Here is a 24,755-nt window from a genome sequence, read left to right on the forward strand (position 1 = left end):
GCGGAGCCGGACTGGTACGACGACCAGGGCTGGCGGTACGCCCTCACCGACGAGGGGGTCTCGGACGTCGTCCACGAAGCCGAGGACGAGGGGCTGTTCTTCGCGGGCGACTGGGTCGCCGGCGAGGCACGGGTCCACGCGGCGCTGTGGAACGGCATCGAGCAGGGAGAGCGAATCGGCGAGTATCTCGCCACCTCCCGGCTGTAGTCGCGTTCCGACGACCGGGGAGCGGTCACTCCTCGTGGATGGTCTCGCCGCGGTGGAGGCGCGCGGCGATGGTGAACGTCTGTTCGCGCTCGCGGCGGGTGGGCGCGTGCGCGGCGAGGTAGCGCGCGACGGCGACGAGACAGGTCCGGCGCGCCGGACCGGTCCGCCGGTCGGCCTGTGCGAACCCGGCTTCGAGCGCCTGGAACGTGTGGAAGCCCGCGTCCTCGCGGACGAGTGCGGCCCCGAGTCGGCGCTTCAGTCGCGCGGGGTCACCGTCCGCGGCGAGGACGCGAGCGGCGAGTCGGCCCGCCTCGTCGACGCTCCCCTCCCGGTGCATGGTCTCGTCCAACGCGTCGAGCAGGCCGTCGACGTCCTCGTCCGCCCCGACTGTGGGGTCCGGAGCCGCGGCCGGCGGACTGTTGAGGAACCGGTCGAGGTAGACGTTGACCGCGCCGTCGAAGACGGCTCTGTACCCCGCGTGGTCGGCGTCGGAGACACGTTCCGTGAGCGCATGGACCGCGTTCGAGTAGGTGAACGTGTGGTGGACCGTGTCCCAGTCGGAGAACTCGTTCGCCGTCGAGAACTGCGCGACGCGGGTCGCGGCGGCCATCGCCACCGCGTCGGCGAGGTCGGTCGGCGACGCGCCCGCGGCGATGGCGTCTTCCAGTCCGCCGACGACCTGTTCGTGGTCGTCGGCCAGCAGTGTCTCGACGAACCCGTCGGGCTCGGACCACTCCCGTCCGTCGCCCCGTTCGATTAGCGCGTCGAGACGGTCGAACGTCTCGGTCAGTCGCGTCGCGAGGTCGACCGGCTGTCGCCACGAGGAGAGTTCCTCGCTCCGCGTCGCCTCGGTCAGACTCGTCACCAGCGCGGGGAGCACCTCGTCGGCGTCGTCCCAGCCGACGTGGTCGAGGGCTTCGCACGCTTTGTTGACGAAGTCCATCGTGTGGCCCCCGTCGAGGTAGCGGTGGTCGGTGGCGGCGGTGAGCAGGAGACCGGCGAGCGCGTCGTCGTCGTACCCGGCCGCGATGGCCGTCCGGAGACAGCGCTCGGCGCCGTCGCTGTCGCGGACCTCGACGGTGTCTCGGAGCCAGGTGGTGAGTCGGTCCCGGGAGAGGTCACGGTCGGCGAAGGCGTCCTGGTCGAACCGTGGTGGTTCGCCGGCACAGTCCCCGGCGACTTCGACGAGACCCTGGTAGAGCGCGCGCTTGCGGTCCTCGGACGAGAGGGCGGGCAGGACGTTCGCCATGGCGGTGAGAATCGTGAGACCGGGGCCCCAGCCGTCGGCGCGGTACCGCGTGCCGAAGCGGACGCCGCTGGTCACAGGGTCGGTGGGGGCGACGCCGGCGTCGAGGAGCCCGATGACCGCCTTCGCGACGACGAGACGGAGGTTCCGTTCGAGGCCGTCGTCGAGTCGCTCCCCCCACCGCTCGGCCGGCGGTCGCTCCGCCGCCGGGTGAGGGTCGACGTAGACGACGCCGTCCTCGACGGTCACCGGGTAGGAGGGGACGTCGTCCGCCCACGGGTCGAAGGTGTCGCCACAGGACAGTGCGAAGCGGGCGTGGTGCCAGTGGCAGGTGAGGACGCCGTCGTCGACCGTCCCGCGGGCTAACGGGAAGCCCATGTGCGGACAGCGGTTGTCGACCGCGAACACCTCGCCGTCGTGGTGGACGACGAGGATGGCGCGACCGTCGGCGCGAACGACGGTGTGGCCAGCCTCGCGGAGTTCGTCGAGCGTGCCGACTTCGTGTCTGTGGGCTGGAGGACTCGCACTCATGGAAATCGATAGCACGCCACACGACCAAAGCGTTCTGGTGGCGTCGAAGGCTGTTCGCGAGAGAAAGACACACAGACAGGAGGCTTATGCCGGAGGACGCCAACTGTAGGACGTGTCACTCACCGTCCGCATCGACCCGCACGTCCACTCCGAGGCCTCCTACGACGGGCACGACCCCGTCGACCTCATCCTCGAGCACGCGGCGGACATCGGGCTGGACGCGGTCGTCATCACCGACCACGACGTCATTCACGCGTCGCTGGAGGCCGCAGAACGCGCGGCGGAGTACGGCCTCGTGGGGATTCCGGGCGTCGAGGTGTCGACGAAGCACGGACACCTGCTCGCGCTCGGCGTCACCGAACTCCCACCCCGACGACGACCGCTCGACGAGACGGTCGAGTGGGTTCGCGCTCACGGGGGTGTCGCGGTCGTCCCCCACCCCTTCCAGCGCTCCAGACACGGCGTCCGCAAGCGGAACTTCACCGACGCGGACGCCGTCGAGGTGTACAACTCCTGGCTGTTTACGGGCTACAAGAACCGTCGGGCACGACGGTTCGCCAACAAGCAGGGGTACCCCCGTGTCGCCGGGAGCGACGCCCACCACGTCGGGTTCGTCGGCCGCGCGTACACCGAAATCGGCCTCGACGGTCTGACGCGGGAGGAACTCACCGCCGACCACGTCCTCGACGCCATCAGGGACGGCGCGACACGCGTCGAGGGACGGCGGACCCCCGTCCGGGTGAGTACCAAGCATTACACCATCGCCGCCGGCCGGAAGAGCGGCTACTACGCGAAACGCGGCGCTGTCGCCGGCGGTCGGACCGCCGCCCGCGGCGCGCTCGCGGGGGCGAGACTCCTCTACCGACTGTCGCCGCTGTCGCGGTGAGCGGTCCGGGGTCCGGGGACCAGGGCCCGCCGTCCGTCGTCGGAGACGACCCGACGCGAACGTCTGAGCGGAGGTTTTCCAGAACCCGAGTGTTCATATACGGGGACGCGGCCACCGTCCTCGTGGCCTGAGGTGGGCGTGGCGCGGTGAGCGGAGTGCGACACGACGCGTCACGAACGGGAGTGTCGCCGGTTCGCCCAGACTCGTCGAGTCGAGAGCGCGTTCAGTCGTCAGCCTCGGCGGACGCCACCAGTTCGTCGTAGCGCGCGCCCGTCTGCTTCAGCGTCTCGGTGGAGTAGAGCCGTTCGTGCGTGAACGGGAGGTGGTCGGCCGCGAGTTCGTCTATCTTCTCGTCCACGGCGGCGGGGTCGCGTCCGTGGATCATCGTGAAGAGGTTGTACGGCCACTCCTGTTCGGGGCGGCGCGGACGGTGGTAACAGAGGGTGACGTACGGGAGGCTCCCGACTGCGGTTCCGCACCCGTCGAGTTCCTCGTCCGGGACGTCCCAGACGACCATGCAGTTGGCGTCGAAGCCGGTGACGATGTGGTTGACGACACAGCCGATGCGCTTGATACAGCCGTCGGCGAGGAGACGGTCGACGGCGCCGATGACCTCGTCGACGGGCGCGTCGATGGCGTCTGCGACGTCGCGGTAGGGGGTCAGAGAGAGCGGGAACCCGTCCTGGATTTCGACGAGAAGCGCCGCCTCGAGCGGGGTGAGGTCGCCGGTTGCGTCCTCGGAGATTCGCGTCGCGGACACCTCGGTCTCGGCGAGCGACTCCCGCGCTCGCGGCTCCGCCGCTCGCTCCTCCGGAGACGCGCCAGCCGGTTGCGTCTCCCGCGCGAAGCGGTCGTCGTTCACCACCGGGAACTCCAGGTCGATGTAGTAGTCGGTGAGCATCGGGAGCACGAGCACCTCACACCCCGTCCGGGCTTCGATGTCGGCGAGGATGTCGTCGCGTTTCTCGCGCGAACCGGCGGTGACGACGAACCACATGTTCCACGGGTGGTCCCGCCGGTAGTTGTGGTTCACCTGGCGGTAGCCGTTGATCACGTCGGCCACCTCGTCGAACCGGTCTTCGGGTGCCTGAACCGCGGCGAGCGTCGACGACCCGATGACCGGCGGGTTGAGCACGGCCCCGAACCGGCGGAAGACGCCGCGCTCGCGGAGGGCGCTGACGCGCTCGAGCGCCTCGTCCTCGCTCACACCGAGGGCGTCGGCGACGGCTCGGAACGGCCGTTCTTCGACTGGGAAGTCGCTCTGGTACTCGTCGATGAGCGTCGCGTCGACACCGTCGAGACCGGCACGCCAGTCGTCGTCCAGCGTACTCATTGTCTCGGCTTAGGAGGCGGGTATCCTATCCCTTTCGCTCCGGTGGTGCCGCGCGCTCGCCCCCGTCACGTCACTGGAATGGATGGGCAACGCCGACACCCCACAACCCATTGACTTTAGTACCGTGGAACACAGTCACACACGAGAATCGATGCTCGACTCGATATGGTCCGCCCTCCGTCGAATCGCGACGTCCTACGTACTGTTCGTCGTGATCGGTGTGGTGGTCGGACTCACGGTAGCGCCGCTGGCATACAACGCCGCGACAGCGTCCGACGGTACCGTCGCAATCGTCCCCATCGACGGGGGAATCGACGGGAACACCGCGAGCGCGTACACCGACATGATGCAACAGGCACGGCAGAACCCCGACATCGAGGCCGTCGTAGTGGTCTCCAACAGCGGTGGGGGGTCGGCGTCGGCCTCCGAGACGATGTACCTCCAGACGAAGCGGACGGCACAGCGGATGCCAGTCGTCGCCAGCGTCGACGGGGCTGCCGCCTCGGGTGCGTACTACACCATCGCGCCGGCCCGGGTCATCTACGCGAAGCCGGCCTCTGTCGTCGGGAGCGTCGGCGTACTCGGGACGCTCCCACAGGACCTCGAACCGAACGACATCGTCGGGACGACCGGCCCGAACAAGCTCTCCGGCGGTGACAACCGCGAGTTCTTCTCCGTGCTGGAGTCGCTCAGGCGCGCGTTCGTCGGGGCCGTCTACGAGAGTCGCGGCGACCGCATCCAGTTGACGCGTGCGGAACTGTCGCAGGCACAGATATACTCCGGCTCGCAGGGCGTCGAGAACGGCCTCGTCGACGAAATCGGTGACCGGCAGGCGGCAATCGAGCGAGCGGCCGACGAGGCGAACCTCGAGTCGTACGAGGTTCGCACCCTCCGACCGGACGGCCAGACGTTCCGCTTCGTCTCGCGGAACAACTACCTCGCGTCGGACGCCCCGAACAAGGAGATGGTCGACTTCGAGTACTTCGCCGGTGAGCCCGGGACCGGTCCGACGTTCCTCATGATGCCCGGGTCGTATGTGAGTTCGTCGTGGGACCTCACCACCTCGGGGACCGTCGACACCGACGCGACGGCCGAAGAGTCGGTCGACGCCAGTGCCGGCACGCTCCGCGAGGCCACCACCGGACCGCCGGTACGGGCCGCACGGGCTGGAGGGCGACCATGACGTCGGACAGCCTGGCCGCCGCGCTGGCGAAGCGTCTGGCGGTCGCAGCTCTCGTCGTCGTCCTCATCGTCGCGGTGGCCTTCGCGATTCCCGCCGCGACGGACCAGCCAGCCGAACGGGAACCGCTCGACACGCCGGAGTACGACACGTCGGAACTGGCGACCACGCCGGTGCCCGCGGAGGGTGAAATCGAGGCCGACGGGAGCCTCGGCAACCGGAACGGGGTCGTCGTCATCGACGACGCGCACTCGAACCGCTTCGACCGGTCCGACATCGAACCGCTCGTCCGGGAGCTGACCTCGCTCGGATACGGCGTCCGGTTCCACGAGGGCGACCAGACGCTCGACCAGGTCCTCTCGAACGCCAACGCCTACGTCGTCATCGACCCCGGCGAGGAGTACGAGTCCAACGAGGTTTCCTCGGTCCGCACCTACACGCGCGAGGGAGGGCACCTCCTCCTCGTCGGCGAGCCGAGTCGGAAGCGCGTCTCGGCGAGCCTCTTCGGGACGTCCATCTCGAACCAGGAGAGCGCGCTCACCAGCCTCGCAGGCCGCTACGACATGAGCCTCGGGACGTCGTACCTCTACAACCTCGAGACGAACGGCGGGAACTACAAACACGTCGTCGCGTCACCGACGCCCGAGTCGGGTCTCGAACTCGACACCGTCACCATGTACACCGCCGCGCCCGTCCACTCGCGCGGCGGGACGGTCCTCCTGCGGTCGGCCAGCAACACCCACGAGGCGGGAATCGACGGCACGGACCGTCACGCGGTGGCCGTCCACAAGGAGAACGACAACGTCATCCTCCTCGGCGACAAGTCGTTCCTCCGCTCGGACCGGTTCAACGTCGGTGACAACGAGGAGTTCGCCGCCTACCTCGTCGAGTTCCTCATCACCGGCGAACGGGTTCCCGACTCGGCCGACGACGAGGAGACAGAGACCGACGAGGAGACCGACGACGAGGGGGCCGACGACGAGACTGACGACGAGGAGACGGTCGAACTCAACAACACGACGACGCCCGACCCCACGACGCCGGCAGCGTCGCTCCGCGTCCCCGTCACCGCAGCGGAGTCGACCGTCCCGGTCGAAGGAGCGTCACCCGCACCCGTACTGGCCCGCGTCGGCGAGCGAGTCGACCGGGTCGGAGCGGTCGGCTGAAGCCGGGGCGGCGGCCGTCTCGGCCGGTGGCGATTCCCCCGACTCGTCGACGAAGACGAACTCCTTTTGCCGAACGCGCCCGAACGCGCGCACATGGCACAAGCCCCGGAACACGAGCGCGAGTTCGGTGCGTGGCCCCTCAAGCGTCTGATGACCGAAGTCGTCGGGACGGGCGTCAAATCCGCCGAGGACATGAGCCGCGGGCAGGCGACAGAGGCGATGCAGCGCATCCTCGCGGGTGAACCGGACCCCACCACGCTGGGGGCGTTCTGGCTGGCGAACCGCTGGAAGCACAACAACGCGGAGGAACTCGCGGCGTACACCGACGTCATGTGCGAGGGCGTCGAGTACGCCGCGCCGACGGCGGACCCGGTCGACTGCGGCGCCAACTACGACGGCAAGGGTGAGACGGCGATTCTCGGCGTGGCCGCGGGCCTCGTCGCCGCGGCGGCCGGGACGCCCGTCGTGGTCCACTCCGGGGACCGCGTCCCCACGCAGAAACAGGACGCGTACAAGCACGTCCTCGACGCCCTCGACGTCCGGACCGAACTCTCGCCGGCGGAGTCGGCGGAGATGGTCGACGAGACAGGCTTCGGCTTCTACTACCAGCCGGCGTTCAACCCCGGCGTTCACGACCTGTTCGCCCGGCGCGACCAGATGGGAGTCCGGACCTTCGTGAACACCATCGAGACGCTCGCGAACCCCGCCGAGGCCGACGTCCACCTCGGGTCGTTCTACCACCTCGCGTTCGCGAAGAAAATCGTCGAGACGTTCGAGCGGTCCGAACACCACGACGTCTCGCGCGTCATCATGTTCCAGGGGATGGAGGGGTACGACGACATCCGTCCCGGCTACACCAAGGTGGCCGAGTGGCGGGACGGGGAGTTCACCGACTACGAGATCGAGACCGCCGAGTACGGGATGGACTTCGAGTACGACGACCTGGGGGTCGACCCCGACGACGTCGCCGGGGGCTCCGCGGCGATTACCCGCGAAGTCGTCGCCGGGGAACGCGACGGCGACTTCGCCGACGCAGTCGCACTGAACGCCGCGTTCCGCATCTACGCCCGCGACGACGTCGACTCCCTGGACGCGGGGCTCGAACGCGCCCGTGACGTCATCGAGGCCGGCGACGCAGTCGGTGTCCTCGAGGACCTGCAGGCGTTCTGAGCGGAGTCGAACGGAGAGAACATGGGGAACACGACGCCGACCGAACGCGAGTCGAACGGAGAGAACATGGGGACCACGACGCCGACCGAACGCGAGTCGGGACCGAGTCTCGCCGACGAACTCCGCGCGGTCTTCGACCGGTACCGGGGGTGGCTGAGCGTCGACATCGCCGCCTCGCCGACCCGCCCGGACCCCGACCTGTCGGCGCTCATCGCGGAGCCGTTCACCGACGTCGACGACGTATACGACCGCCTCGTGGCCGCGGAGACACACCTCAGAGGGCGCGACGACAGGCGGGCCGTCTTCCTCACGGTGTACGCCGCGATGACCGCGCGCGTCCGGGCCGGCCTCGAGGGCGATAGCTTCGACGACCCCGCGTGGGTGCGGCGGTACCTCGTCACGTTCGCCGAGTACTACCGCGAGGTGCTCGTCGCCTTCGAGCGGGGCGAACGGGTCCCGCCGGCGTGGCGCGTCGCGTTCGGGGCCTCGCTGGGGGGCGAGACGCTCGTCGTCCAGGACGCACTCCTCGGCATCAACGCCCACATCGTCAACGACCTGACGTTCGCGCTGGACCACGTCGGCGTCGGCACCGGCGAGGAACGCGAGCGACGGCACCGCGACCACCTCACCATCAACGCGGTGTTGAAATCGCTCGCGGACGTGATCCAGACGACGCTGGCCGAGGTGTACGCCGCGGCGGGACTCGAAGCGGCGGACGAACTCCTGGGGCGGTTCGACGAACGGGCGACGCTCGTCGGCCTCCGGGCGGCGCGCGCGTTCGCGTGGGAGAACGCCGTCTCCCTGACGGACTGGCCGCGCCTCGCTCCCCTCGTACGCTGGCGCGTTCGCACCGTCTCGGCGGGCGCAGCGTACGCCCTCCTGGCGCCGGGGCTGGACCGGACCGTGCAGGCGGAACTCGCCGACATCGAGCGCGGCGAACCGGTGCTGGCGGCACTATCGGACGCGCTCCACCACGACGACACCCGCCCCCCCGCGTGAGACGCACGCGTGCTCCGTCCGGAACGCAGCCGCTGCGGCCGGAAAGAGTGCGACGCCGACCAGTCGTGGTGAGCGTGACGCCGGCCCGTGGCGTCAGCGGTGGCCGTCGTCCGTGCCGTCCGTCTCCGTCTCGCCGTCGTCGAGTGGGAGTGCGACGCCGGCGAGCGTCGCCCCGGCCGTCACCGTCGCCTCGCGCGTGACGGAGTAGAGCAGTCCCTCGTGACCGGCCTCGACCCGCTGGAGCGTCTCGTACGTCGTCGGGTGGGTGACGTGGCCGAGTAGCGTCCCCTCCTCGACCCACTGACCGACCCGCACCGCCGGGGCGGGACGGAACATCCCCGAGGCCGTCGCCTTCACCCGTCCGAGGTGGTTGCGGGCGAGTCGCTGGTCGGCCGGGGTGTCGGGCGCACCGGACCTGAGTCCGAGGTGTCGGAGGACGTTGAAGACGCCGCGGACGCCCGTCTCGATGGCGGGTTCGACCAGTTCCCGGTTGTGCGCGAGTTCGGGGGTGATGGAGGGGATGCCCTCGCCGGAGGCGGCGACGCGGAGCTTGCCGTCGAAGTCCTGTTCGGCCCACTCGTCGTCGGCGTCCTCGTCGGCCGCCTCGGCCAGACAGACCTCCGTCCCGAACGCGAGCGCGAGCGCCTTCGACGCCGGGTCGCCGCGGCGGTAGACCGTGTGGGTGAACGTCTCCCGACTCCCCGTGTGGAGGTCGACGATGGCGTCGGCCTCCCGGACGAACTCCCACAGTCGCGCCGCCATCCGCTGGTGGACGGTGCCCTCTGCGTCGCCCGGCCACACCCGGTTCATGTTCGCGTTCGAGGCGTCGAGCGACGGCGGCGTCGTGTACGAGACGCGGTCGAAGGTCAGCGGGTCCGCGACGGGAACTGCCACGAGAGTCCCGTCGAGTTCCTCCTCGGCGGCCAGGAGTTCCTCGTGGACCCGGCGGAGTACCTCCACGCCGTTCACCTCACGGCCGTGCTGGGCGGCCTGGACGTAGACGGTCGGGTCACCGGAGCCGTAGGTGTGGAGCGTCGTCTCGACGGCCATCCCTGAGGGGAGGCGCGCGAGCGTGACGCGTTCGGCAGCGTGCATACCGGGGGGATGGTCGCGGGCGTCTTGGGAGTTCGGGCTGTCGGGAGCGTCACCCGGCCCGTCCAGAGACGAAGTGGCTGTCGAGTCCAGCGAGGCGGTAGAGCGGACACGTCCGGACGGCTCCCGTGGCGGCCAGGAGAACCCCGGACGCCAGCGCGCCGGCGACGGTGACGGCCGGGAGCGTGACGATCCCCAGCAGGCTGGCGAGGGCCACGACGAGGAGCGCCGGGCCGACGAAGAGTCGGACCGTCCGGTCGAGCGTCCCGACGTTTCCCCCTCCGGTCGGTCGGTCAGTGTCGTTCGGATTCATCGGCGTTCGTGGTTGGACTGACGGGCCGCGGTGGGATAACTCGCGAACCTGGTCGTCAGCACGCGAGAACGACCGGGTCGTACGCGAACGCTTTTCGGGTCGTCCGGCGTGCGGACGCCATGCGTGCTATCAGATACCACGAGTTCGGCGGGCCGGAGGTACTCGCCGTCGAGTCCATCCCGACGCTCGACCCCGACCCCGACGAGGTTCGCGTCCGGGTCGTCGCCGCCGGCGTCAACCCCTGCGACGCGCTCCGCCGCGAGGGGCTGTGGGACGACCCGCTCCCGCTGATTCCGGGGTCCGACGTCGCGGGAGAGGTCACGGCCGTCGGTGCGCACGCGGCGTACGAGGTCGGTGACCGCGTCTTCGGGACCGTCCCGATGCTGAACGTGAGTGGGAGTCGCGGCGACCGACAGGGAACCTACGCGGAGGAGGTGGTGGTCCGGACTGACCGTCTCGCGCCGCTCGACGACGACGTCTCGTTCGCGGAGGGAGCCGCCGTCGGCCTCGTCGGCTGTACCGCCTGGCGCGGTCTCGTCGAGTTCGGCCGCCTCCGACCGGGCGGCACGTGTCTGATTCACGGCGGGACCGGCGGCGTGGGACACGTCGCCGTCCAGTTGGCGGCGGCGATGGGTGCGACAGTCGTCTCGACGGCGCATCCGGACCGGCTCGGCGTCCTCTCCGAACTGGGTGCTGACCACGCCGTCGACTACACGGACGACGACGTGCTCGTCGCCGCCGTCGACGCGCTCGACCACCCGCCGGATGTCGTGTTCGACCACATGTTCGGGGCGCACGCGGGGCTCGACGTCGACGTGGTCGCGCCGGGCGGGAGCGTCGTCGTCATCGGCGGCAACCACGACCAGCCGCGACTCCCGGACCTCACGGCCGCCATCGGGAAGGACGTCACCATCCAGCCGTTCGACGTGTTCAACCTCGCGGACATCGACCGCGTGCTCGGCCACCTCGCCGTCCTCATGCGGGACGGGGGCCTGTCGGTGCGGGTGGCGCGGCGCTACGACCTCGACGAGGCCGCGGCGGCACACCGAGCGGTCGCGGCGGGGGGGTACGTCGGGAAAGTCGTCGTCGAACCCTGACGGGCCGACAGCCGCGAACGGACGGGCTTTTGCGTGCGGGCGGTCAAGAGTCGTGAAATGATATTCGAGAGCCTCCCGACGACCCCGCGCGCGGAGGAACTCCTCGACAAGGCGTTCTCGCGCGCGGCCCGTTCCGGGCGGTCGAAATCCGGACACGAGGCACAGGAGTCGATGCTCGTCACGGCGTCGAACATCGTCTCCGACAACCTCGAGAACGTCGTGACTGCCTGGCCCGACTTCGACACCGTCGACCCGTTCTATCGCGAACTCGCCGACGCCGTCCTCCGGCAGTCGACGTTCTCCCGAGAGACGCCCGACGGCGACACCGCGGGAATCGACGCGCTCCGCGGGAGCCTGTCGGAAGTGACGTGGGCCTCCCGGCAGATCCGTGAGATTCGCTCGGAGTACCAGACCAAACTCCGCAACGCAGACCCCGAGACGGCCCGCAAACATCGCAAGCAGGCGTTCGCCCGCATCGCGGACATCCTCGACGAAATCGAAGACGACCTCCTGCGGGTCGGCGCGGCCCGCGACGCGCTGAAAGACCTCCCCGATGTCCGCCCGGACGAACCGGCCATCGTCGTCGCTGGCTACCCGAACGTCGGCAAGTCGTCGTTCGTCAACCGCGTCACTCGGGCGTCGAACGAAATCGCCTCCTACCCGTTCACGACGAAGGGCGTCCAGCTCGGCCACTTCGAGCGCGACCGACTCCGGTACCAGATCATCGACACGCCCGGCCTGCTGGACCGCCCCGAGTCGGAGCGGAACGACATCGAACAGCAGGCCATCTCGGCGCTGGAGCATCTCGCGGACGCCGTCGTCTTCCTCGTCGACCCGAGCGGCGACTGCGGCTACCCCCTCGACTCCCAGCTGGAACTCCGCGACGCCGTGCGGGACCGCTTCGCCACGCGCGGCGTCCCCGTCCTCACGGTCTGCAACAAGAGCGACCGCTCCCGCGACGTCGACGCCGACGCGTACATGAGCGTCACCGAGGGGGAGGGCGTCGAGGAGGTGCTCGACCTCGCGGTCGGTGCTGTCGACTACGACCCGGACATCCCCCCGTCGCGCCTCGACTCCTAGCGGCTGGCGTTGTACGCCACGACGACCCGCACCTGTACGGCTCGCGGACCACCGGCGATGTCGGTCGGAGCGCGCCCACCGCCGCCGCCAGTGGTGAACGAGCGAGTCTCGAACGTCTCGGGCGCGGACGCGCCGCCGGTCCGCACCTGGTGGACACCGGTCAGTCGGAGCCCCTCGGACGCCGCCGTCGCCGACGCCTGGTCGCGGGCCGCGTCCATCGCGTCCTCCAACGCTCGCTCCTTCAGCGTGCGGTACCGTTCCCGGGAGAAGCCGAACCTGACGCCGTCTATCTGTGCGTCGCCGCGGATGGCCGCGGCGTCGATGACGCGTCCGGCCCGGTCGCTGTTCGGCGTCGTGACGAGGAACTCGTGGACGGCGCGGTAGGGGCCGTCGGCACCCACCTCGGGGTCACGGTCGTACCGGATGTCGTAGCGCACCGTCGTGACGTTCTCCTCGGGGACGTCGACGCTGTCGAGCGCCTCGCGGAGGTGCGAGCTGTTCTCGGCGAGTTGCCGCCGCGCGCGGGCGGCCGTCTCCGCCGTCTCCGTGACCGTCACGCGGATCATGACGCGGTTCGGCTCGGCCTCGGCGGACCCCGTGGCGGCCACCTCGACGGTGCGGGTCCCGCCCGCGTCGACGCCGCTCACACCGTCGTCCATGACGGCGCTCGCGCTCGCGAAGCCGGCGAGGCAGCCGGCGACCAGCAGCAGGAGGGCGACGAGGACCGTCCCTCGTTCGGAAACCTTCATGTCCCGAACTACAGGTCGGACGACAAAACCCTGGGGGACGGTCCGCTGCCGTGGGCGGGTCGTGTGGCGGAGGCAGGAGAGGGACGGGAGGGGAGAGGAAGGAAGGGAGGAGAGAGGAAGCAAGCAGCACGAGGCGGGGAAGGGAACGGGGAGAAGGAGAGTGGGGGCGAGGGAAGAGGACGGGAGGGTGAGTCGGAAGGAGAGTGGGGGCGAGGGAAGGGAACGACAGAGCGTGTCAGGCGGCGCGGTAGGTCACCTGGACGGTCACCGAGACGCTGACGGGACCGGGTTCGAACGTCGTGCGAGCGCCGTCGGCGGCCGACTCCGCGACGTCGAACCGCTCGACGGGGACGAACCCGCCGGTGGTCGACATCGTCTCGACCCCCGTGACGGAGAGGCCGGACGCCGACGCCATCGCGTCCGCGTCGGCTCTGGCGGCGGTCACGGCGCGCTCGATGGCCTGCGTCCGGAGGTTCGCGCGGGTCTCGTCGGAGAGGGTGAAGCTCACGCCCTGCACCTCGCTCGCGCCGTTACCGACGGCGACGTCGACCACGTCGCCAGCGCGGGCCGGGTCGGTCTCGATACGGTACGCGTGGACCGCGCGGAAGCCGCGCTCGGTGCGCTCCCCGTCACGGTAGTCGTACTCGGGGGAGACCGCGAACGACGCCGTCGTGACCGCGTCGTCGGGGACGCCGGCCTCGCGGAGCGCCGTCCGCATCCGTTCGGCGTCCGCCGCGACCTGTCCGCGGGCGGCGTCGGCCGAGTCGGCCGTCGCGACGACGGCGACGGCGACGACGGCGAGGTCCGCCTCGGCGTCGAGCGACCCGGTGCCGGTCGTCGAGAGGGTGGTGCCCTCGGCGTCGGTCGCCGTGGCCGATGGAGTCGTCTGGAGCGGGCCGAGACAGCCGGCCAGCACCACGAGCAGGCCGAGCGCGAGGGTGACTGTGAGTCGCGAGTGTCGCATACCAGTCAGTACGGCGGCTCGACTATTCAACTCGCGCTAGAGACAAGTGCGCGTTTGACTCACCCCCCGTCCCGACCCTCGTCCCGACGACCGGCGGGTCGCGGCTCTCCGCCTCGTCCACCGGCTCTGCCCCCTGCGGCGAGTCGTCGGACGCGACGTACCGCACGGTGACGGTGACCTCCGAGTTCGCCTGGAACGGCGGGCTCCAGACGAGCGGCTGGTCCACGGTCCGGAGCACCCGCTCTCGGAGCCGGGTGGCGAGCGGCGGCGGGTCCTCCGCCAGGGGGTGACCGACGGTGACGGTGATGCGCGTCGGCTCCCGAGCGGGGAGCGGTTCGTTCTCGACCTCCATCGAGAGCAACTCCAGGGACGGGTCGGCCCGTTCGAGTTCGGCCGTTATCGCCTGCCGTGCGTCGGACTCGAACGCCGTGGTCTGGTACGTCGAGTAGGTGACCCCGACGAGGAACACGGAGAGAACGAGGAGTGCGACCCCGAAGAGGGCGATTCGTTTCACCGTCGCCGACCGGGCGTCGTCGTACTCGAACCACCGCTGCGGCCGGTAGCCCTGCTGCCAGAGGACGGCCAGCGCGGCGAAGTTCACCGCGATGAAGTTCACCAGCACGAGGACGAACGAGCCGACGATTTCGGCCGGCGCCCCCCAGGCGATGCCGATACCCACGACGGCAATCGGCGGGACGAGCGCCGCCGCGATCATGACGCCGACGAGCGCCGCCGAGACACCGCTCGAGACGGACAGCGCCCCCGCGACGCCCGCGCCGAGCGCCACGGCGAGCGAGAGGATGTCCGGCGCCAGCCGTTCGCGTATCTCACCGATTTCGAACACGCTCGTCGCGCTGAGCGGGACAGCACCCGTCCATCGCAACGAGAAGGCGAAGACGGCCGCGCTGGCGATTGCGAGGACGGCACCGAAGAACTGGAGTCGGACGCTCCGGACGAACAGTTCGTCGTCGTCGACGACGGTGCCGACGTTGGCCGCCATCAGGGGACCGATGAGCGGGGCGATGACCATCGACCCCACGACGACTGCGGGCGAGTCGAGGAGGAGCCCCGCCGTCCCGACGATGGCGCTCATCGCCGTCATCACGGCGTAGACGTACGTCGAGGGAGTCATGTCCCGCGCCCGCGCGACGAGTTCGTCCCGTGAGATACGGTTCCCGTTGTCGGTGTTCTCCTCGTACTCCTCCTGGAGTTCGCTGAACCGCTGGGAGATCACCGTCTCGGCGTCGACCACGACGGTGAACGCGTCCCGTTCGAGCCCCGCCTCGCGGAGGTCGTCGAGGACTGGTTCGACCGCCGTCGCCGGGAGGGGGAACGAGACGATAGCGGTGTACTCTCTCCCGCTCGTCTCGTCGGTGACGACGTAGTCGACACCGTTGTCGTCGAGGGCCGACGTCACCGTGTCGCGCTTGCCCGCGGGGACCGTGACCTGAACGAGTCGCACGCTTCCCCTCTCGGGCGTCCGGGGCTTATATCCTCACCTGGCAGGAGGCGGTGCGTTCGGGGCGGTGAGTGCACCGGCCGTGAGGGGGCCAATAGGTCTCACGACCCGGGGCCGTACGCCGAACCCCGCCTCCGACGACGACTCACTCCTCGGGAGCCAGCCGTTCCAAGAGCGGAATCTCCTCGACTCGTTCGCTCGCGAGCGTCCAATCGAGGCCCGTCGGCTTCCCCCGCGCGCCCGTCTCGACGACTCGCTCGGGCGTCACGACGTGGTCCATCGGTACGTCGTGGGCCTCGGGGGCCGGCGCCTCCGCCTCGCTCACGACCTGCCGTTCGTGGACCGTCGTCACGACCGGCGTCGACGCGTCGACGCGCCCGAGTTCGGAGAGGACGGCCCACTCGAGGTCGGAGTACCCCTCGCCCTTCCCGACGCGCCACCCCGACTCGGTGACGGCGACGCTGCCGCTCACGACGAGGTCCACGTCGGGAAGTGGGTCGGGGCCGACCTGCACGGCGTAGTCGTCGACGTGTGAGAGCGTCGCGGCAGCGTCTCTGTCCGCCGGCGCGATACGCTCGGGGTCGAGTTCGAGGAATGGCTTCGCGTCTCGCAGGCGGGGGACGGCTATGTACACCCGCTTGCCAGCGTGGAGCGCGGCGCGTCGGACCGGAAGCTGTGGGGCGTCGGGGTTCGCCTTCACCACCTCGGCGTCCCGCCACACTTCTCGTTCGGCGAGTCGGTCGGCCGCCGCCGACGCCCCGGCGAAGTTCGGAATCCGGCCGTGGGGCGGGAACGGGAAGCGCGCCTCCCCGCTCGCTTCGAGGTCGTCCCAGACGCGCTCGCGGAGTGTCTGTTTGTCCATGGGCATGGACACAGTACTGCAGTCCCGTACTATAGTAGACTTTGAAACGCTTCGCAGCCGATTGCGTCGTTCTGGCCGTTCCAGCGGGTTCGCGAGAAGCCGGGATGTCGAGTGAGTGGGCTCTCTCAGGCTACGACAAGAATCCCGTTCGGTCACACGCGCGCCGGCGTCGCGCTCGACGCCGCCCGCACGCCCGGCTACGCGTCGACGTCCGACGGTACCGTCAGCACCGGCACCGTCGAGTTCCGCACCACGCGCTCTGCGACGCTCCCGAGGAGGTAGTGAGCGAGTCCGGTCCGGCCGTGGCTGGCGATGACGACGAGGTCAGCACCCGACTCCTCGGCGTGTGCACAGATGCTGCGGGAGGGGATACCGTCGACGACAGTCGTCGTCACCTCGACGTCGGCCGCGTGTGCCCGGGCCTCGACGCGGTCGGTCGCCGTCTGGGCCATCGTCTCCAGCCCACCGACCATCTCCTCCAGCGCCGTCTCGACGGTGTAGACGCTCGACTTGGTCCGCTCGTCGACGATGGAGAGCCCCTCGACGACGGCGTCGAACCGTTCTGCGAGGTCGAACGCGTACGGGAGTGCCTGGAAGGAGGCGTCGCTCCCGTCGGTCGGGACCAGGATGCGTTCGACCCGCTCCGCCGGGGGGGCCGCGTCGGAGTGACGGACCGTCAGGACGGGCACCGTGGCGTGTCTGACCACCCGCTCAGCGACGCTCCCGATGAGGAACCGTTCGACCCCGGTTCGTCCGTGGGTCCCCATCACGACGAGGTCGACGTCCGCCTCGGAGACGTACGCGAGAATCGCTTCCGAGGGGACGCCGACGGTCACCCGGGTCACGACGTCGTCGGTGTCGAACAGGGCGGCGGCGGCGTCGACGGCCTCGTGGGCGGTCTGTTCCGCGGCGGTCCGCCCGGCGTCGGGCTCTTCGTCACCGGCGACGCCGTCGAAGTCACGTTCGTCGACGACGCTCAGGAGGTGTACCGTTGCTCCGTACGCCGCCGTGAGTACTCGGCCGTATCGGGCCGCCCGCTCGGCCGACTCGCTCCCGTCCGTCGGAACCAGAACCTCGTCGAACATCGTCACTGGGCTGACAGTACGACGGTCCGGGAGATAACCGTTGGGTCGGTCGGCCGCGGCAGGCTTACCCCGTCGGCGCTCGACGGCGTCCCTGTGACACGAACGCGACTCACGACGGTGGAGGAGGTGCCCGAGAACGGGTCGTTCCTGTTCACCGTCCGAGAGCGGGACGGTCCCGAAGAGGAGGTCATCCTCGTGCGGTGTTCGCCCGCGGCCGGCGACGACGCCGACTGCGCTACGGGTGACGACGCCGAGGCGGACGACGACGCCGAACCGCACGCCGACGCGAGCGGCGGTACGGACGACGGCAGGGAGTGGACGGTCCGCGCGTGGCGGAACTTCTGCCAGCACGAGACCGACCAGCGCCTCGACAGGGGGTCCGGCGCCGCGGTCAGAGACGGCGAGGTGGTCTGTCCGAAACACGGCTCGATGTTCGACACCTGCACGGGCTACTGCGACAGCGGCGAGGCGGCCGACTCGTACCTCTCCGACGTCGAGGTCACAGTCGACGACGGCGTCGTCTACCTCACCGACGCGGCGGTGGAGTTCTCCCACACGGGCGGCGTCGAGGAGGGAGACGACGACGACGGCGGGCCGAGTTCGACCTCACACCTGACGTTCTGAGCCGTCTTCGACCGCCAGCACCTCGCTCACGACGCGCGTCGACCCCCGGTCGGGGACGAGTGCCGCGACATCGTCGGCGAGGCCGTCGCCCGCGTCGAGTTCGATGGCGACGAACGCCGGGGCGGGGCGCCGACCCAGGCGAACCACGCCCGCGTCGAGCGTGCCGAACCAGCCGTGGTACGAGAAGCGCTCGCCGGGGTCGTCGACCCGACAGGCCACGTAGACCGCACCGCCGTTCAGTGGACGCCACGGCTGGACGGCCACCGTGACCGGCCGGGTCCACGACGAGAGGGTGAACGCACGGGGGTCGGCCCACTCGGCCGCGTCGCCCGGTTTCGGGTGGCGCGTGGGCGTGTCGAGCGACGTGGCCTCTGCCCGGGGGACAGAGGGTCGGAGGTCGGGCGTCGCCCTCGCGAGGAACTCGGTCGCGGGACCGACCTCGACGACCGGTCGCCACCGCCGGCCGGCGGGGGTGCCCTCCCCGAGGAGTACCCGTTCTCGTTCCCGGTCGAAGACGCCGAAGTGGCCGCCGCAGTCGTCGACTCTCCAGGCGACGTACGTCGCGGCGGCACCACGGGGGGTCCACGGCTGGAGCGTGAGGACGGGCGGCGTGTCGCCCGCCCGCCGGTGGTCACACTCGCGCCGGTGGAGTCGACAGACCACCGTCGGGCCGACCACGTCGGCGTCGGGCGGGGCGGGCGACTCGGGGTCGGCCACGGGTGGGGCGTCGGCGAGCGAGCGCGAGCCACCGTCGGGACGCTCCATACCCGACCTTCATCGGGTGACGTGAAAAGCTCCCGGCTCTCCGTCTCGATGCCGGCGTCGGGGACGCCGGACCAGAGAGTGGGAGAGACGGTTCCGCAGGAGTCGGAGCAGCCGACTCGTGGGTGTTATCCCTCTCTCCCGTCTACCGACGGTATGTTCGAGAACCGACCCGACCGCGACGAGGTGGTCCTCGTGGGACGGTCGAACGTGGGGAAGTCGACGCTGATGCGGGAACTGACGGGACACGCCGTGCAGACGGGGAAGAAGCCGGGCGTCACCCGCCAGCCGAACTACTTCGACTGGGCCTCCGAGAAGTTCATGTTCACCGACCTGCCCGGCTTCGGGTTCATGTCCGGCGTGAGCGAAGCGCGAAGAGAGCAGATCAAGACCGACGTCGTCCGCTACGTCGAAGACCACGCCGACCGCATCCTCGTCGGCGTCGTCGTCGTCGACGGCAAGGCCGTCGTCGACATCATCGACCGCCACGCCGAGGCGGGCGAGATACCGCACGACGTCGAACTGTTCCACTTCCTCCAGGAGCTGGAGATTCCGACCGTCGTCGCCGTCAACAAGATGGACAAGGTCGACGACCGTGACGAGCGCCTGGACGACCTCTGTGACCGACTCGGCCTCTACCCGCCGTGGCAGCAGTGGCGCGAGACGATCGCCCCCATCAGCGCCAAGCGCGGGAGCGTCGAACCGCTCCTCGAAGCGCTCCGCACCCACTTCCACGACCAGAAGCGCGACGACCTGCTGAAGTTCGTCACCGCCTGACCGGACCGACACGCCCCACACGACCCGGCGGTCACCTACACGACGCGGTTGGTCAGGTCATCGCCCGCGCGAATCCGGCGGACGTTCGTCCGGACGAGTGTCGCGACGTCCTCGTGGTACCGGCGGCTGAGACCGCTCGTGTGTGGCGTCACGACCACGTCGTCGTCGGCCCATAGCGGCGACTCCTCGGGGAGCGGTTCCCGCTCGAAGACGTCGAGCGCCGCACCCGCGATGGCCCCGTCGTCGAGGGCTGCCACGAGCGCCGCTTGGTCGACGACGCCCCCACGGGCGACGTTGACCAGGTAGCTCTCGTCGTCCATCGCCTCGAACGTCGCGTGCGAGACGAGCCCCTCGGTCTCCGCGGTCAGCGGGAGGGCGAGGACGACGAACCGCGCGCCCGAGACGGCCGCCGACAGCGCGTCGGGCGTGTAGACGCGTCGAGCGTGCTCGTGCGACGCACCCGACTGTCGGACGCCGACGACGTCCATCCCGAGCGCCGCAGCCCGTTCGGCCACGCCGCTCCCGAGCGTCCCGAGGCCGACGACACAGACCCGTTCACCGTCGAGCGTGAACAGCGTCCCGTACGGTTCTCGCTCCCACTCGCGCGCCCGCTGGCGGTCACGGTAGGTGTGCAGTCCCCGCGCGAACGACAGCATGTAGCCGAGGACAGTCTCGCCGATGGCCGTGCCGTGGATGCCCGTGCTGTTCGTGAGCACGACGCCCGCATCGGCGTACTCGTCGATGGGGAACTCGTCGTAGCCGGCCCGGATGCAGTGGACCCACGAGGCGTCGAGGAACGAGGGACGCGGGCCGAACGCGACGACTGCGTCGCCGGGGCCGAGCGTGGGGTTCTCGGGCGACTCGACGGGAACGGGGAGGTCGGAGAGCGCCTCGACGAGGACGCCTGGGTCGAAGACGATGTCGACTGAGTCGTGGACGACGACGCGTTCGAGTTCCATGGTCGGGTCTCACACTCGGCGTACAAGTTCGTACGGATTCCGGGAGTCAGTCATCGGCCGACGTCGCGGCCCCGACGCCCGCACCGGTCGTGACCGTCTCGACGACCCGCTCGTTCGCCGCGACCCACCGCAGCAGGAGGAACGCGAAGACGTACTTCGCGCCGATGTCGAGCAGCGAGTAGCCCCACGAGGTGGTCGCGACGCCGAGCAGGGCGAACCCCTCACTCCCGAGCGCCCACAGGATGGGGTAACCGAGCCACAGCACGACCGTCAGCAGTTTCAGCGTCCCGAATATCTCGCTCGTTCCGGCAGCCGCCGCGTCCTGTGGCCACTCGACGAGGAGGACGTACAACACCGCGAGGAAGAACGCGCAGCTGATTCCGTAAAAGACCCACCGGAGCAGGTACGACGAGGTGATGAGCGCCGCGGCGAGCCCCGTCACACACATGCCGATGTCCATCGTGATGGCCGTGAACAGCTTCGACCGGTCGGTACCGGCCAGGAGGCCGAGCGCGAGGATGATCATCGGCGTCGAGAGAGTCCAGGTGAGGTACCGACCCCACGGCGAGAGCACCTCCTGTCCGGCGAGAGCGTGACCCGCGGGCATCGTCAACAGACCGACGGTCAGTCCCGACGCGAGTCCGGCGTAACTCGAGATGGAGACGAGCGGGACGAGCAGCGTCGCCACCCAGATGAGGCGTGCCCGCGTCGACTCGACCCGGCGACCCATCCAGACGAACAGGAGGATAGAGAGCCCCGCGAGGGCGATGTTGACCCACAGCGAGGCGTTGAGCGAGGCGTTCTCCTGAATCATCCGGAGCACCTCCGTCTGTGTCGCCTGGAGCGGGACGGTCGGTGCTGTCATCAGCTGACTGGTAGGTGTCATCGGAGCCGCTTAGGACCGGGGGTAAATAACCTATCCGGCCGTCAGAGACGCGAGAAATTCACATAACGGTCGAGTGCGGCGGGGGAAGGAGAACGTCCGTCTCAGGGTGGTCGGCGCGCCACGCCCCCCAGGTCGCCACCGTCGAAGGGACGATGGTGAGACGGTCTCCCTCGCGTTCGCCGCAGATGGCCTGTGCGAGTATCTGGCTCCAGAAGCTCTCGGTGGGTTCGTCGAACAGGACGAGGTTGCCCGAGTTGCGCACCTCCGCCGCGCCGTCTGTCGCGCTCGCGCCGAACACACGACCGTCTGTCTCTGCCGTTTCGGCGTAGATACGCGGCGCTTGCCAGAGCTGTCCCGACACGCCGAACGTCGCTGCCTCGCCCGCGACCAGCCGCTCTGCGACCATCCCCGACTGGCAGATGGGACAGAACGTGACCAAGAGCGGGCGGTCGAGGACGTCGTTGACGATTTCGTGCCACCACACCACCGGGAGGGGGTACGCGCGGGCCCGCGTGCCGTCCGCGCTCGTGACGCCGATGACGAACGTCTCGTCGGAGAGCCCGTCGCCGGCGAACCCCGTCTCGTACTTCTCGTCGACGCTGAGTCCGGACCAGTCGTCGTCGTACACGGGCTCGACGATGGCTCGGATGTCGGTGTCCTCGATGATATCGGCCTCGCAGATGGTCGTCGGCAGCCCCCACTCGCCGAGCTGGTCACGTTCTTCGACGGGAATCGGCGTCCCGTCGTCGACGCCGGCGAACTCGCTGCGCTGCCGGTCGGGGGTCCGTGTCGGGGCCTCGGTCGGTCGAGGCGTCGACGTGCGTCCATCCGTCCCGCCACCCGAGCAGCCGGCGAGTGCACCGAGTCCGCCGGTCGTGAGCGCCGCGAGCAGGGCACGGCGGCTCGTCGGCACCGGACGTCTCATACCGTCTCGTCGACGGGCAGACGGTTAACGGACGCGGGGCTGTGTACCTCCGGCACACGGCTCTCGCTCCACACGCACCCGTACGGTCAGTCGCAGAACGGTGGCTCGGGAGAAGGCCTCGTCACACGGGGCTCGGAGGGGGTAACTGTCGTCACTGCCACCACCCGACGGTAGTCGCTCGCGCGTGAAAACTCGCTCGTTCCGACGGTCGACGGACACGACACGCGAGTGACCGGAACCATCATCATCTATCAAATGTTTTCACGGCCGACCGAGCAGTTCACACGATGTCCGTCGACGCCCCAGAACTCACACCGCTGTTCGACCCCGACTCCGTCGCCGTCGTCGGTGCGAGCCCAGACTCGTTCTACGCCGGCAACCTCATCGACAACCTCCTCGACTACGGCTTCGAGGGATCGCTCTACCCGGTCAACCCGAAGCGCGACGAGGTGTGGGGACGGACCTGCTACGACGACGTCGACGACGTGCCCGAGACCGTCGACCTCGTCGTCGTCAGCGTCCCCCGCGAGTACGTCGTCGGCGTGGTTCGCGCGGCCGGCGAACGCGGCGTCGCCGTCGCGCTCGTCGTCGCCGCCGGCTTCTCCGAGGCGGACGACGAGGGCGCGGCGCTGGAGGCCGACCTCGCCGCCGCCGCACGGGAGGCCGGCATCCGCGTGGTCGGGCCGAACTGCATCGGCGTCATGTCGGCGCGCGGCGCGACGCTGACCGCGACGTGCTCGCGCGAGCCACAGCCGGGCGCGATCGGCCTCGTCAGCCAGTCCGGCGCGCTCGCGTTCACCACGTTCTTCGAGCGGGCCGCCGACGCCGACGTCCACTTCAGCCACATCGTCTCGACCGGTAACGAGGCTGACCTCACCACGAGCGACTACGTCGCGTATCTGGCCGCCGAGGAGACAGTCGACGTCATCTGCGCGTACGTCGAGGGGCTGACCGACCCCGAGCGGTTCATGCGCGTCGCCGAGGCCGCGACGCGTGCCGGGACGCCGGTCCTCACCGTCAAGATCGGACAGAGCGACGTCGCCGAGGCCGCGACGCTGTCGCACACGGGCTCGCTCACCGGTGACGACGACGCCTGGGCGGCCGCGTTCAGGCAGACCGGCGTCCAGCGAGTCGCGGACATCCCCGACCTGCTCTCGCAGGCGAGCGGTCACGCGGCGTACGACGCGCCCGACGGCAACCGCGTCGCGATCGCCTCCACGAGCGGCGGACTCGCGAGCCTCCTCGCGGACCTGGCCGACGAGCGCGGCCTCTCGCTCCCGGACATCGACGGCGAGACGGAACGGACCCTGCTCGACATGGACGAACTGCTGACGTTCGGCGCCTTCCACAACCCGGCGGACATCCGCGGCTACGGGGCGGAGGTCCTCCCCGAAATCGCAGACACGCTTTTCGCGGACGACGCCTTCGACGCGTACGTCTTCGCCATCGGTCTCTCTGCGGTCGACGACCGCGCCGCGCGCGTCGCCGCCGACCTCGAGGCCATCGTCGAGCGGGCCGACGACCCGGTGTTCGTCCTCTGGACCGGACGGAAGGTCCCCGACGACCCGACCGAGACTCCGCCGTATCAACGACTCAGAGGCTCGGTCCCGGTGTACGAGGACCCCGGCCGGTGTCTAGACGCCGTCGCCTCGCTCGTCGACGCGGTGGCCGACCGCGACCGACTCGCCGCACGACCCGGGCGCGCCGAATTCGCCGAGGGACTCACCGCCCCGCCGGTCGACATCCCGCGCGGCCGCGTCCTCACGTGGGCGGAGAGCGAGCGGTTGCTCTCGGCGTTCGACGTTCCCGTCGTCGAGACGCGGCTGGTGACGACGCCCGAGGAGGCCGCGGCCGCCGCGGTGGACCTCGGTTTCCCGGTCGTCCTCAAGGTCGACTCGCCGGCGCTCCCCCACCGGACCGACGTCGGGGCCGTTCACGTCGGCGTCGACTCCGCCGACGCGGCCCGCGAGTCGTTCGACGCGATTATGCAGGCCGCACGGGCGAACGCCCCCGACGAGGACGTTGAGGGCGTCCTCGTCCAGCCGATGGTCGACGACGGCGTCGAGGCCATCGTCGGCGTCTCGCCGGACAAAGTGTTCGGGTCGCTCGTCACCGTCGGGGCCGGCGGGGTGCTCGTCGAAGCCGTCGACGACGCCACGGTGCTGGTGCCGCCGTTCTCGCGGGCCGACGCGCGCGAGGCGGTCGAGGCCACGGCGCTCGCCGACCTCCTCGAGAACCGCCGTGGCGGCGATGCGCTCTCCGTCGACGGACTCGTCGACGTCGTCGTGTCGGTCGGGAACCTGGCCGCGTCGACCGACGTCGCGGAACTCGACCTCAACCCGGTGCTCGTCACCGAAGAGGGGCCGGTCGCCGTCGACGCGCTCGTCCGGACGCGCGAATAAG

General features: G+C 70.0%; 23 protein-coding genes and 1 pseudogene. 11 read left to right on the forward strand and 13 right to left on the reverse strand.

Annotated elements, in window-relative coordinates:
- A pseudogene (locus ACESK5_RS07280) lies at positions 1 to 207 on the forward strand (NAD/FAD-dependent oxidoreductase); the annotation flags it as partial.
- A 25-nt stretch (positions 208 to 232) separates the two neighbouring features.
- On the opposite strand, the gene ACESK5_RS07285 reads toward ACESK5_RS07280, so the two are convergent.
- The gene (locus ACESK5_RS07285) at positions 233 to 1,984 is read right to left on the reverse strand and encodes a Rieske 2Fe-2S domain-containing protein (RefSeq protein ID WP_372910891.1); all 1,752 of its coding nucleotides are present in this window, start codon (positions 1,982 to 1,984) and stop codon (positions 233 to 235) included.
- Positions 1,985 to 2,096: 112 nt separating this feature from the next.
- Between ACESK5_RS07285 and ACESK5_RS07290 the strand changes: the two genes are divergently transcribed.
- A complete protein-coding gene (locus tag ACESK5_RS07290; RefSeq protein ID WP_372910892.1) occupies positions 2,097 to 2,870 on the forward strand; it encodes a CehA/McbA family metallohydrolase in 774 nt (257 codons plus the stop codon).
- Positions 2,871 to 3,093: 223 nt separating this feature from the next.
- Here ACESK5_RS07290 and ACESK5_RS07295 read toward each other — a convergent pair whose 3' ends face one another.
- Positions 3,094 to 4,203, reverse strand: a complete 1,110-nt coding sequence (locus tag ACESK5_RS07295; protein WP_372910893.1) for an Lrp/AsnC family transcriptional regulator — start codon at positions 4,201 to 4,203, stop codon at positions 3,094 to 3,096.
- A 151-nt stretch (positions 4,204 to 4,354) separates the two neighbouring features.
- On the opposite strand from ACESK5_RS07295, the gene ACESK5_RS07300 reads away from it, so the two are divergent.
- From ACESK5_RS07300 to ACESK5_RS07315, 4 genes are all read left to right on the forward strand, one after another.
- Positions 4,355 to 5,386, forward strand: a complete 1,032-nt coding sequence (locus ACESK5_RS07300; protein WP_372910894.1) for a S49 family peptidase — start codon at positions 4,355 to 4,357, stop codon at positions 5,384 to 5,386.
- Positions 5,383 to 6,549: a DUF4350 domain-containing protein gene (locus tag ACESK5_RS07305; RefSeq protein WP_372910895.1), complete on the forward strand. Its 1,167-nt coding sequence runs from the start codon at positions 5,383 to 5,385 to the stop codon at positions 6,547 to 6,549. The genes ACESK5_RS07300 and ACESK5_RS07305 overlap by 4 nt, the downstream gene beginning before the upstream one ends.
- A 93-nt stretch (positions 6,550 to 6,642) precedes the next feature.
- On the forward strand, positions 6,643 to 7,719 hold the full coding sequence (locus ACESK5_RS07310) for an anthranilate phosphoribosyltransferase (RefSeq protein ID WP_372910896.1): 1,077 nt from the start codon (positions 6,643 to 6,645) through the stop codon (positions 7,717 to 7,719).
- Positions 7,720 to 7,740: 21 nt separating this feature from the next.
- Positions 7,741 to 8,718, forward strand: a complete 978-nt coding sequence (locus ACESK5_RS07315; RefSeq protein ID WP_372910897.1) for a DUF5995 family protein — start codon at positions 7,741 to 7,743, stop codon at positions 8,716 to 8,718.
- A 93-nt stretch (positions 8,719 to 8,811) separates the two neighbouring features.
- Here the strand turns inward: ACESK5_RS07315 and ACESK5_RS07320 are convergent, their stop codons facing one another.
- Both ACESK5_RS07320 and ACESK5_RS07325 read right to left on the reverse strand, forming a co-directional pair.
- Complete coding sequence (locus ACESK5_RS07320; protein ID WP_372910898.1) at positions 8,812 to 9,813, reverse strand: succinylglutamate desuccinylase/aspartoacylase family protein; 1,002 nt, start codon at positions 9,811 to 9,813, stop codon at positions 8,812 to 8,814.
- A 49-nt stretch (positions 9,814 to 9,862) separates the two neighbouring features.
- A complete protein-coding gene (locus tag ACESK5_RS07325; RefSeq protein ID WP_372910899.1) occupies positions 9,863 to 10,123 on the reverse strand; it encodes a DUF2892 domain-containing protein in 261 nt (86 codons plus the stop codon).
- Positions 10,124 to 10,242: 119 nt separating this feature from the next.
- Here ACESK5_RS07325 and ACESK5_RS07330 point away from each other — a divergent pair, with 119 nt between their 5' ends.
- Together ACESK5_RS07330 and ACESK5_RS07335 are read left to right on the forward strand one after the other, a co-directional pair.
- Positions 10,243 to 11,220: a zinc-binding dehydrogenase gene (locus ACESK5_RS07330; RefSeq protein ID WP_372910900.1), complete on the forward strand. Its 978-nt coding sequence runs from the start codon at positions 10,243 to 10,245 to the stop codon at positions 11,218 to 11,220.
- Between the two features lie 57 nt (positions 11,221 to 11,277).
- A complete protein-coding gene (locus ACESK5_RS07335; protein ID WP_372910901.1) occupies positions 11,278 to 12,300 on the forward strand; it encodes an NOG1 family protein in 1,023 nt (340 codons plus the stop codon).
- On the opposite strand, the gene ACESK5_RS07340 is transcribed toward ACESK5_RS07335, so the two are convergent.
- The 5 genes from ACESK5_RS07340 to ACESK5_RS07360 form a co-directional block, all read right to left on the reverse strand.
- Positions 12,297 to 13,049 (reverse strand): SIMPL domain-containing protein, encoded by a 753-nt coding sequence (locus ACESK5_RS07340; RefSeq protein WP_372910902.1) that lies wholly within the window; start codon positions 13,047 to 13,049, stop codon positions 12,297 to 12,299. The genes ACESK5_RS07335 and ACESK5_RS07340 overlap by 4 nt on opposite strands.
- Positions 13,050 to 13,284: 235 nt before the next feature.
- Complete coding sequence (locus ACESK5_RS07345) at positions 13,285 to 14,013, reverse strand: SIMPL domain-containing protein (protein WP_372910903.1); 729 nt, start codon at positions 14,011 to 14,013, stop codon at positions 13,285 to 13,287.
- Between the two features lie 22 nt (positions 14,014 to 14,035).
- A complete protein-coding gene (locus tag ACESK5_RS07350) occupies positions 14,036 to 15,475 on the reverse strand; it encodes a TIGR00341 family protein (RefSeq protein WP_372910904.1) in 1,440 nt (479 codons plus the stop codon).
- Between the two features lie 142 nt (positions 15,476 to 15,617).
- Entirely contained in the window at positions 15,618 to 16,334 is a 717-nt protein-coding gene (locus ACESK5_RS07355) for a 5-formyltetrahydrofolate cyclo-ligase (RefSeq protein ID WP_372910905.1), read from the reverse strand.
- Positions 16,335 to 16,531: 197 nt separating this feature from the next.
- Positions 16,532 to 17,419, reverse strand: a complete 888-nt coding sequence (locus ACESK5_RS07360; protein WP_372910926.1) for a universal stress protein — start codon at positions 17,417 to 17,419, stop codon at positions 16,532 to 16,534.
- A 93-nt stretch (positions 17,420 to 17,512) separates the two neighbouring features.
- Between ACESK5_RS07360 and ACESK5_RS07365 the strand changes: the two genes are divergently transcribed.
- Positions 17,513 to 18,043: a Rieske (2Fe-2S) protein gene (locus tag ACESK5_RS07365; RefSeq protein ID WP_372910906.1), complete on the forward strand. Its 531-nt coding sequence runs from the start codon at positions 17,513 to 17,515 to the stop codon at positions 18,041 to 18,043.
- Here ACESK5_RS07365 and ACESK5_RS07370 read toward each other — a convergent pair.
- Complete coding sequence (locus tag ACESK5_RS07370) at positions 18,026 to 18,808, reverse strand: hypothetical protein (RefSeq protein WP_372910907.1); 783 nt, start codon at positions 18,806 to 18,808, stop codon at positions 18,026 to 18,028. The two genes, ACESK5_RS07365 and ACESK5_RS07370, sit on opposite strands and share 18 nt — an antisense overlap.
- Positions 18,809 to 18,961: 153 nt before the next feature.
- Here ACESK5_RS07370 and engB point away from each other — a divergent pair, with 153 nt between their 5' ends.
- Positions 18,962 to 19,582 carry a GTP-binding protein EngB gene (engB, locus tag ACESK5_RS07375; RefSeq protein ID WP_372910908.1) on the forward strand — a complete coding sequence of 207 codons (621 nt, stop codon included), beginning with the start codon at positions 18,962 to 18,964 and terminating at the stop codon, positions 19,580 to 19,582.
- 35 nt (positions 19,583 to 19,617) lie between these two features.
- Here the strand turns inward: engB and ddh are convergent, their stop codons facing one another.
- The 3 genes from ddh to ACESK5_RS07390 form a co-directional block, all read right to left on the reverse strand.
- Complete coding sequence (ddh, locus tag ACESK5_RS07380) at positions 19,618 to 20,541, reverse strand: D-2-hydroxyacid dehydrogenase (protein WP_372910909.1); 924 nt, start codon at positions 20,539 to 20,541, stop codon at positions 19,618 to 19,620.
- 46 nt (positions 20,542 to 20,587) lie between these two features.
- A complete protein-coding gene (gene hop, locus ACESK5_RS07385) occupies positions 20,588 to 21,406 on the reverse strand; it encodes a halorhodopsin (RefSeq protein WP_372910927.1) in 819 nt (272 codons plus the stop codon).
- A 79-nt stretch (positions 21,407 to 21,485) separates the two neighbouring features.
- Positions 21,486 to 22,352 carry a DUF3179 domain-containing (seleno)protein gene (locus tag ACESK5_RS07390; RefSeq protein ID WP_372910910.1) on the reverse strand — a complete coding sequence of 289 codons (867 nt, stop codon included), beginning with the start codon at positions 22,350 to 22,352 and terminating at the stop codon, positions 21,486 to 21,488.
- A gap of 287 nt (positions 22,353 to 22,639) precedes the next feature.
- On the opposite strand from ACESK5_RS07390, the gene ACESK5_RS07395 reads away from it, so the two are divergent.
- Complete coding sequence (locus tag ACESK5_RS07395) at positions 22,640 to 24,754, forward strand: acetate--CoA ligase family protein (RefSeq protein WP_372910911.1); 2,115 nt, start codon at positions 22,640 to 22,642, stop codon at positions 24,752 to 24,754.
- Position 24,755 lies beyond the last annotated feature (1 nt).

The organism is Salinigranum sp. (assembly GCF_041641895.1).
GTDB lineage: Archaea > Halobacteriota > Halobacteria > Halobacteriales > Haloferacaceae > Salinigranum.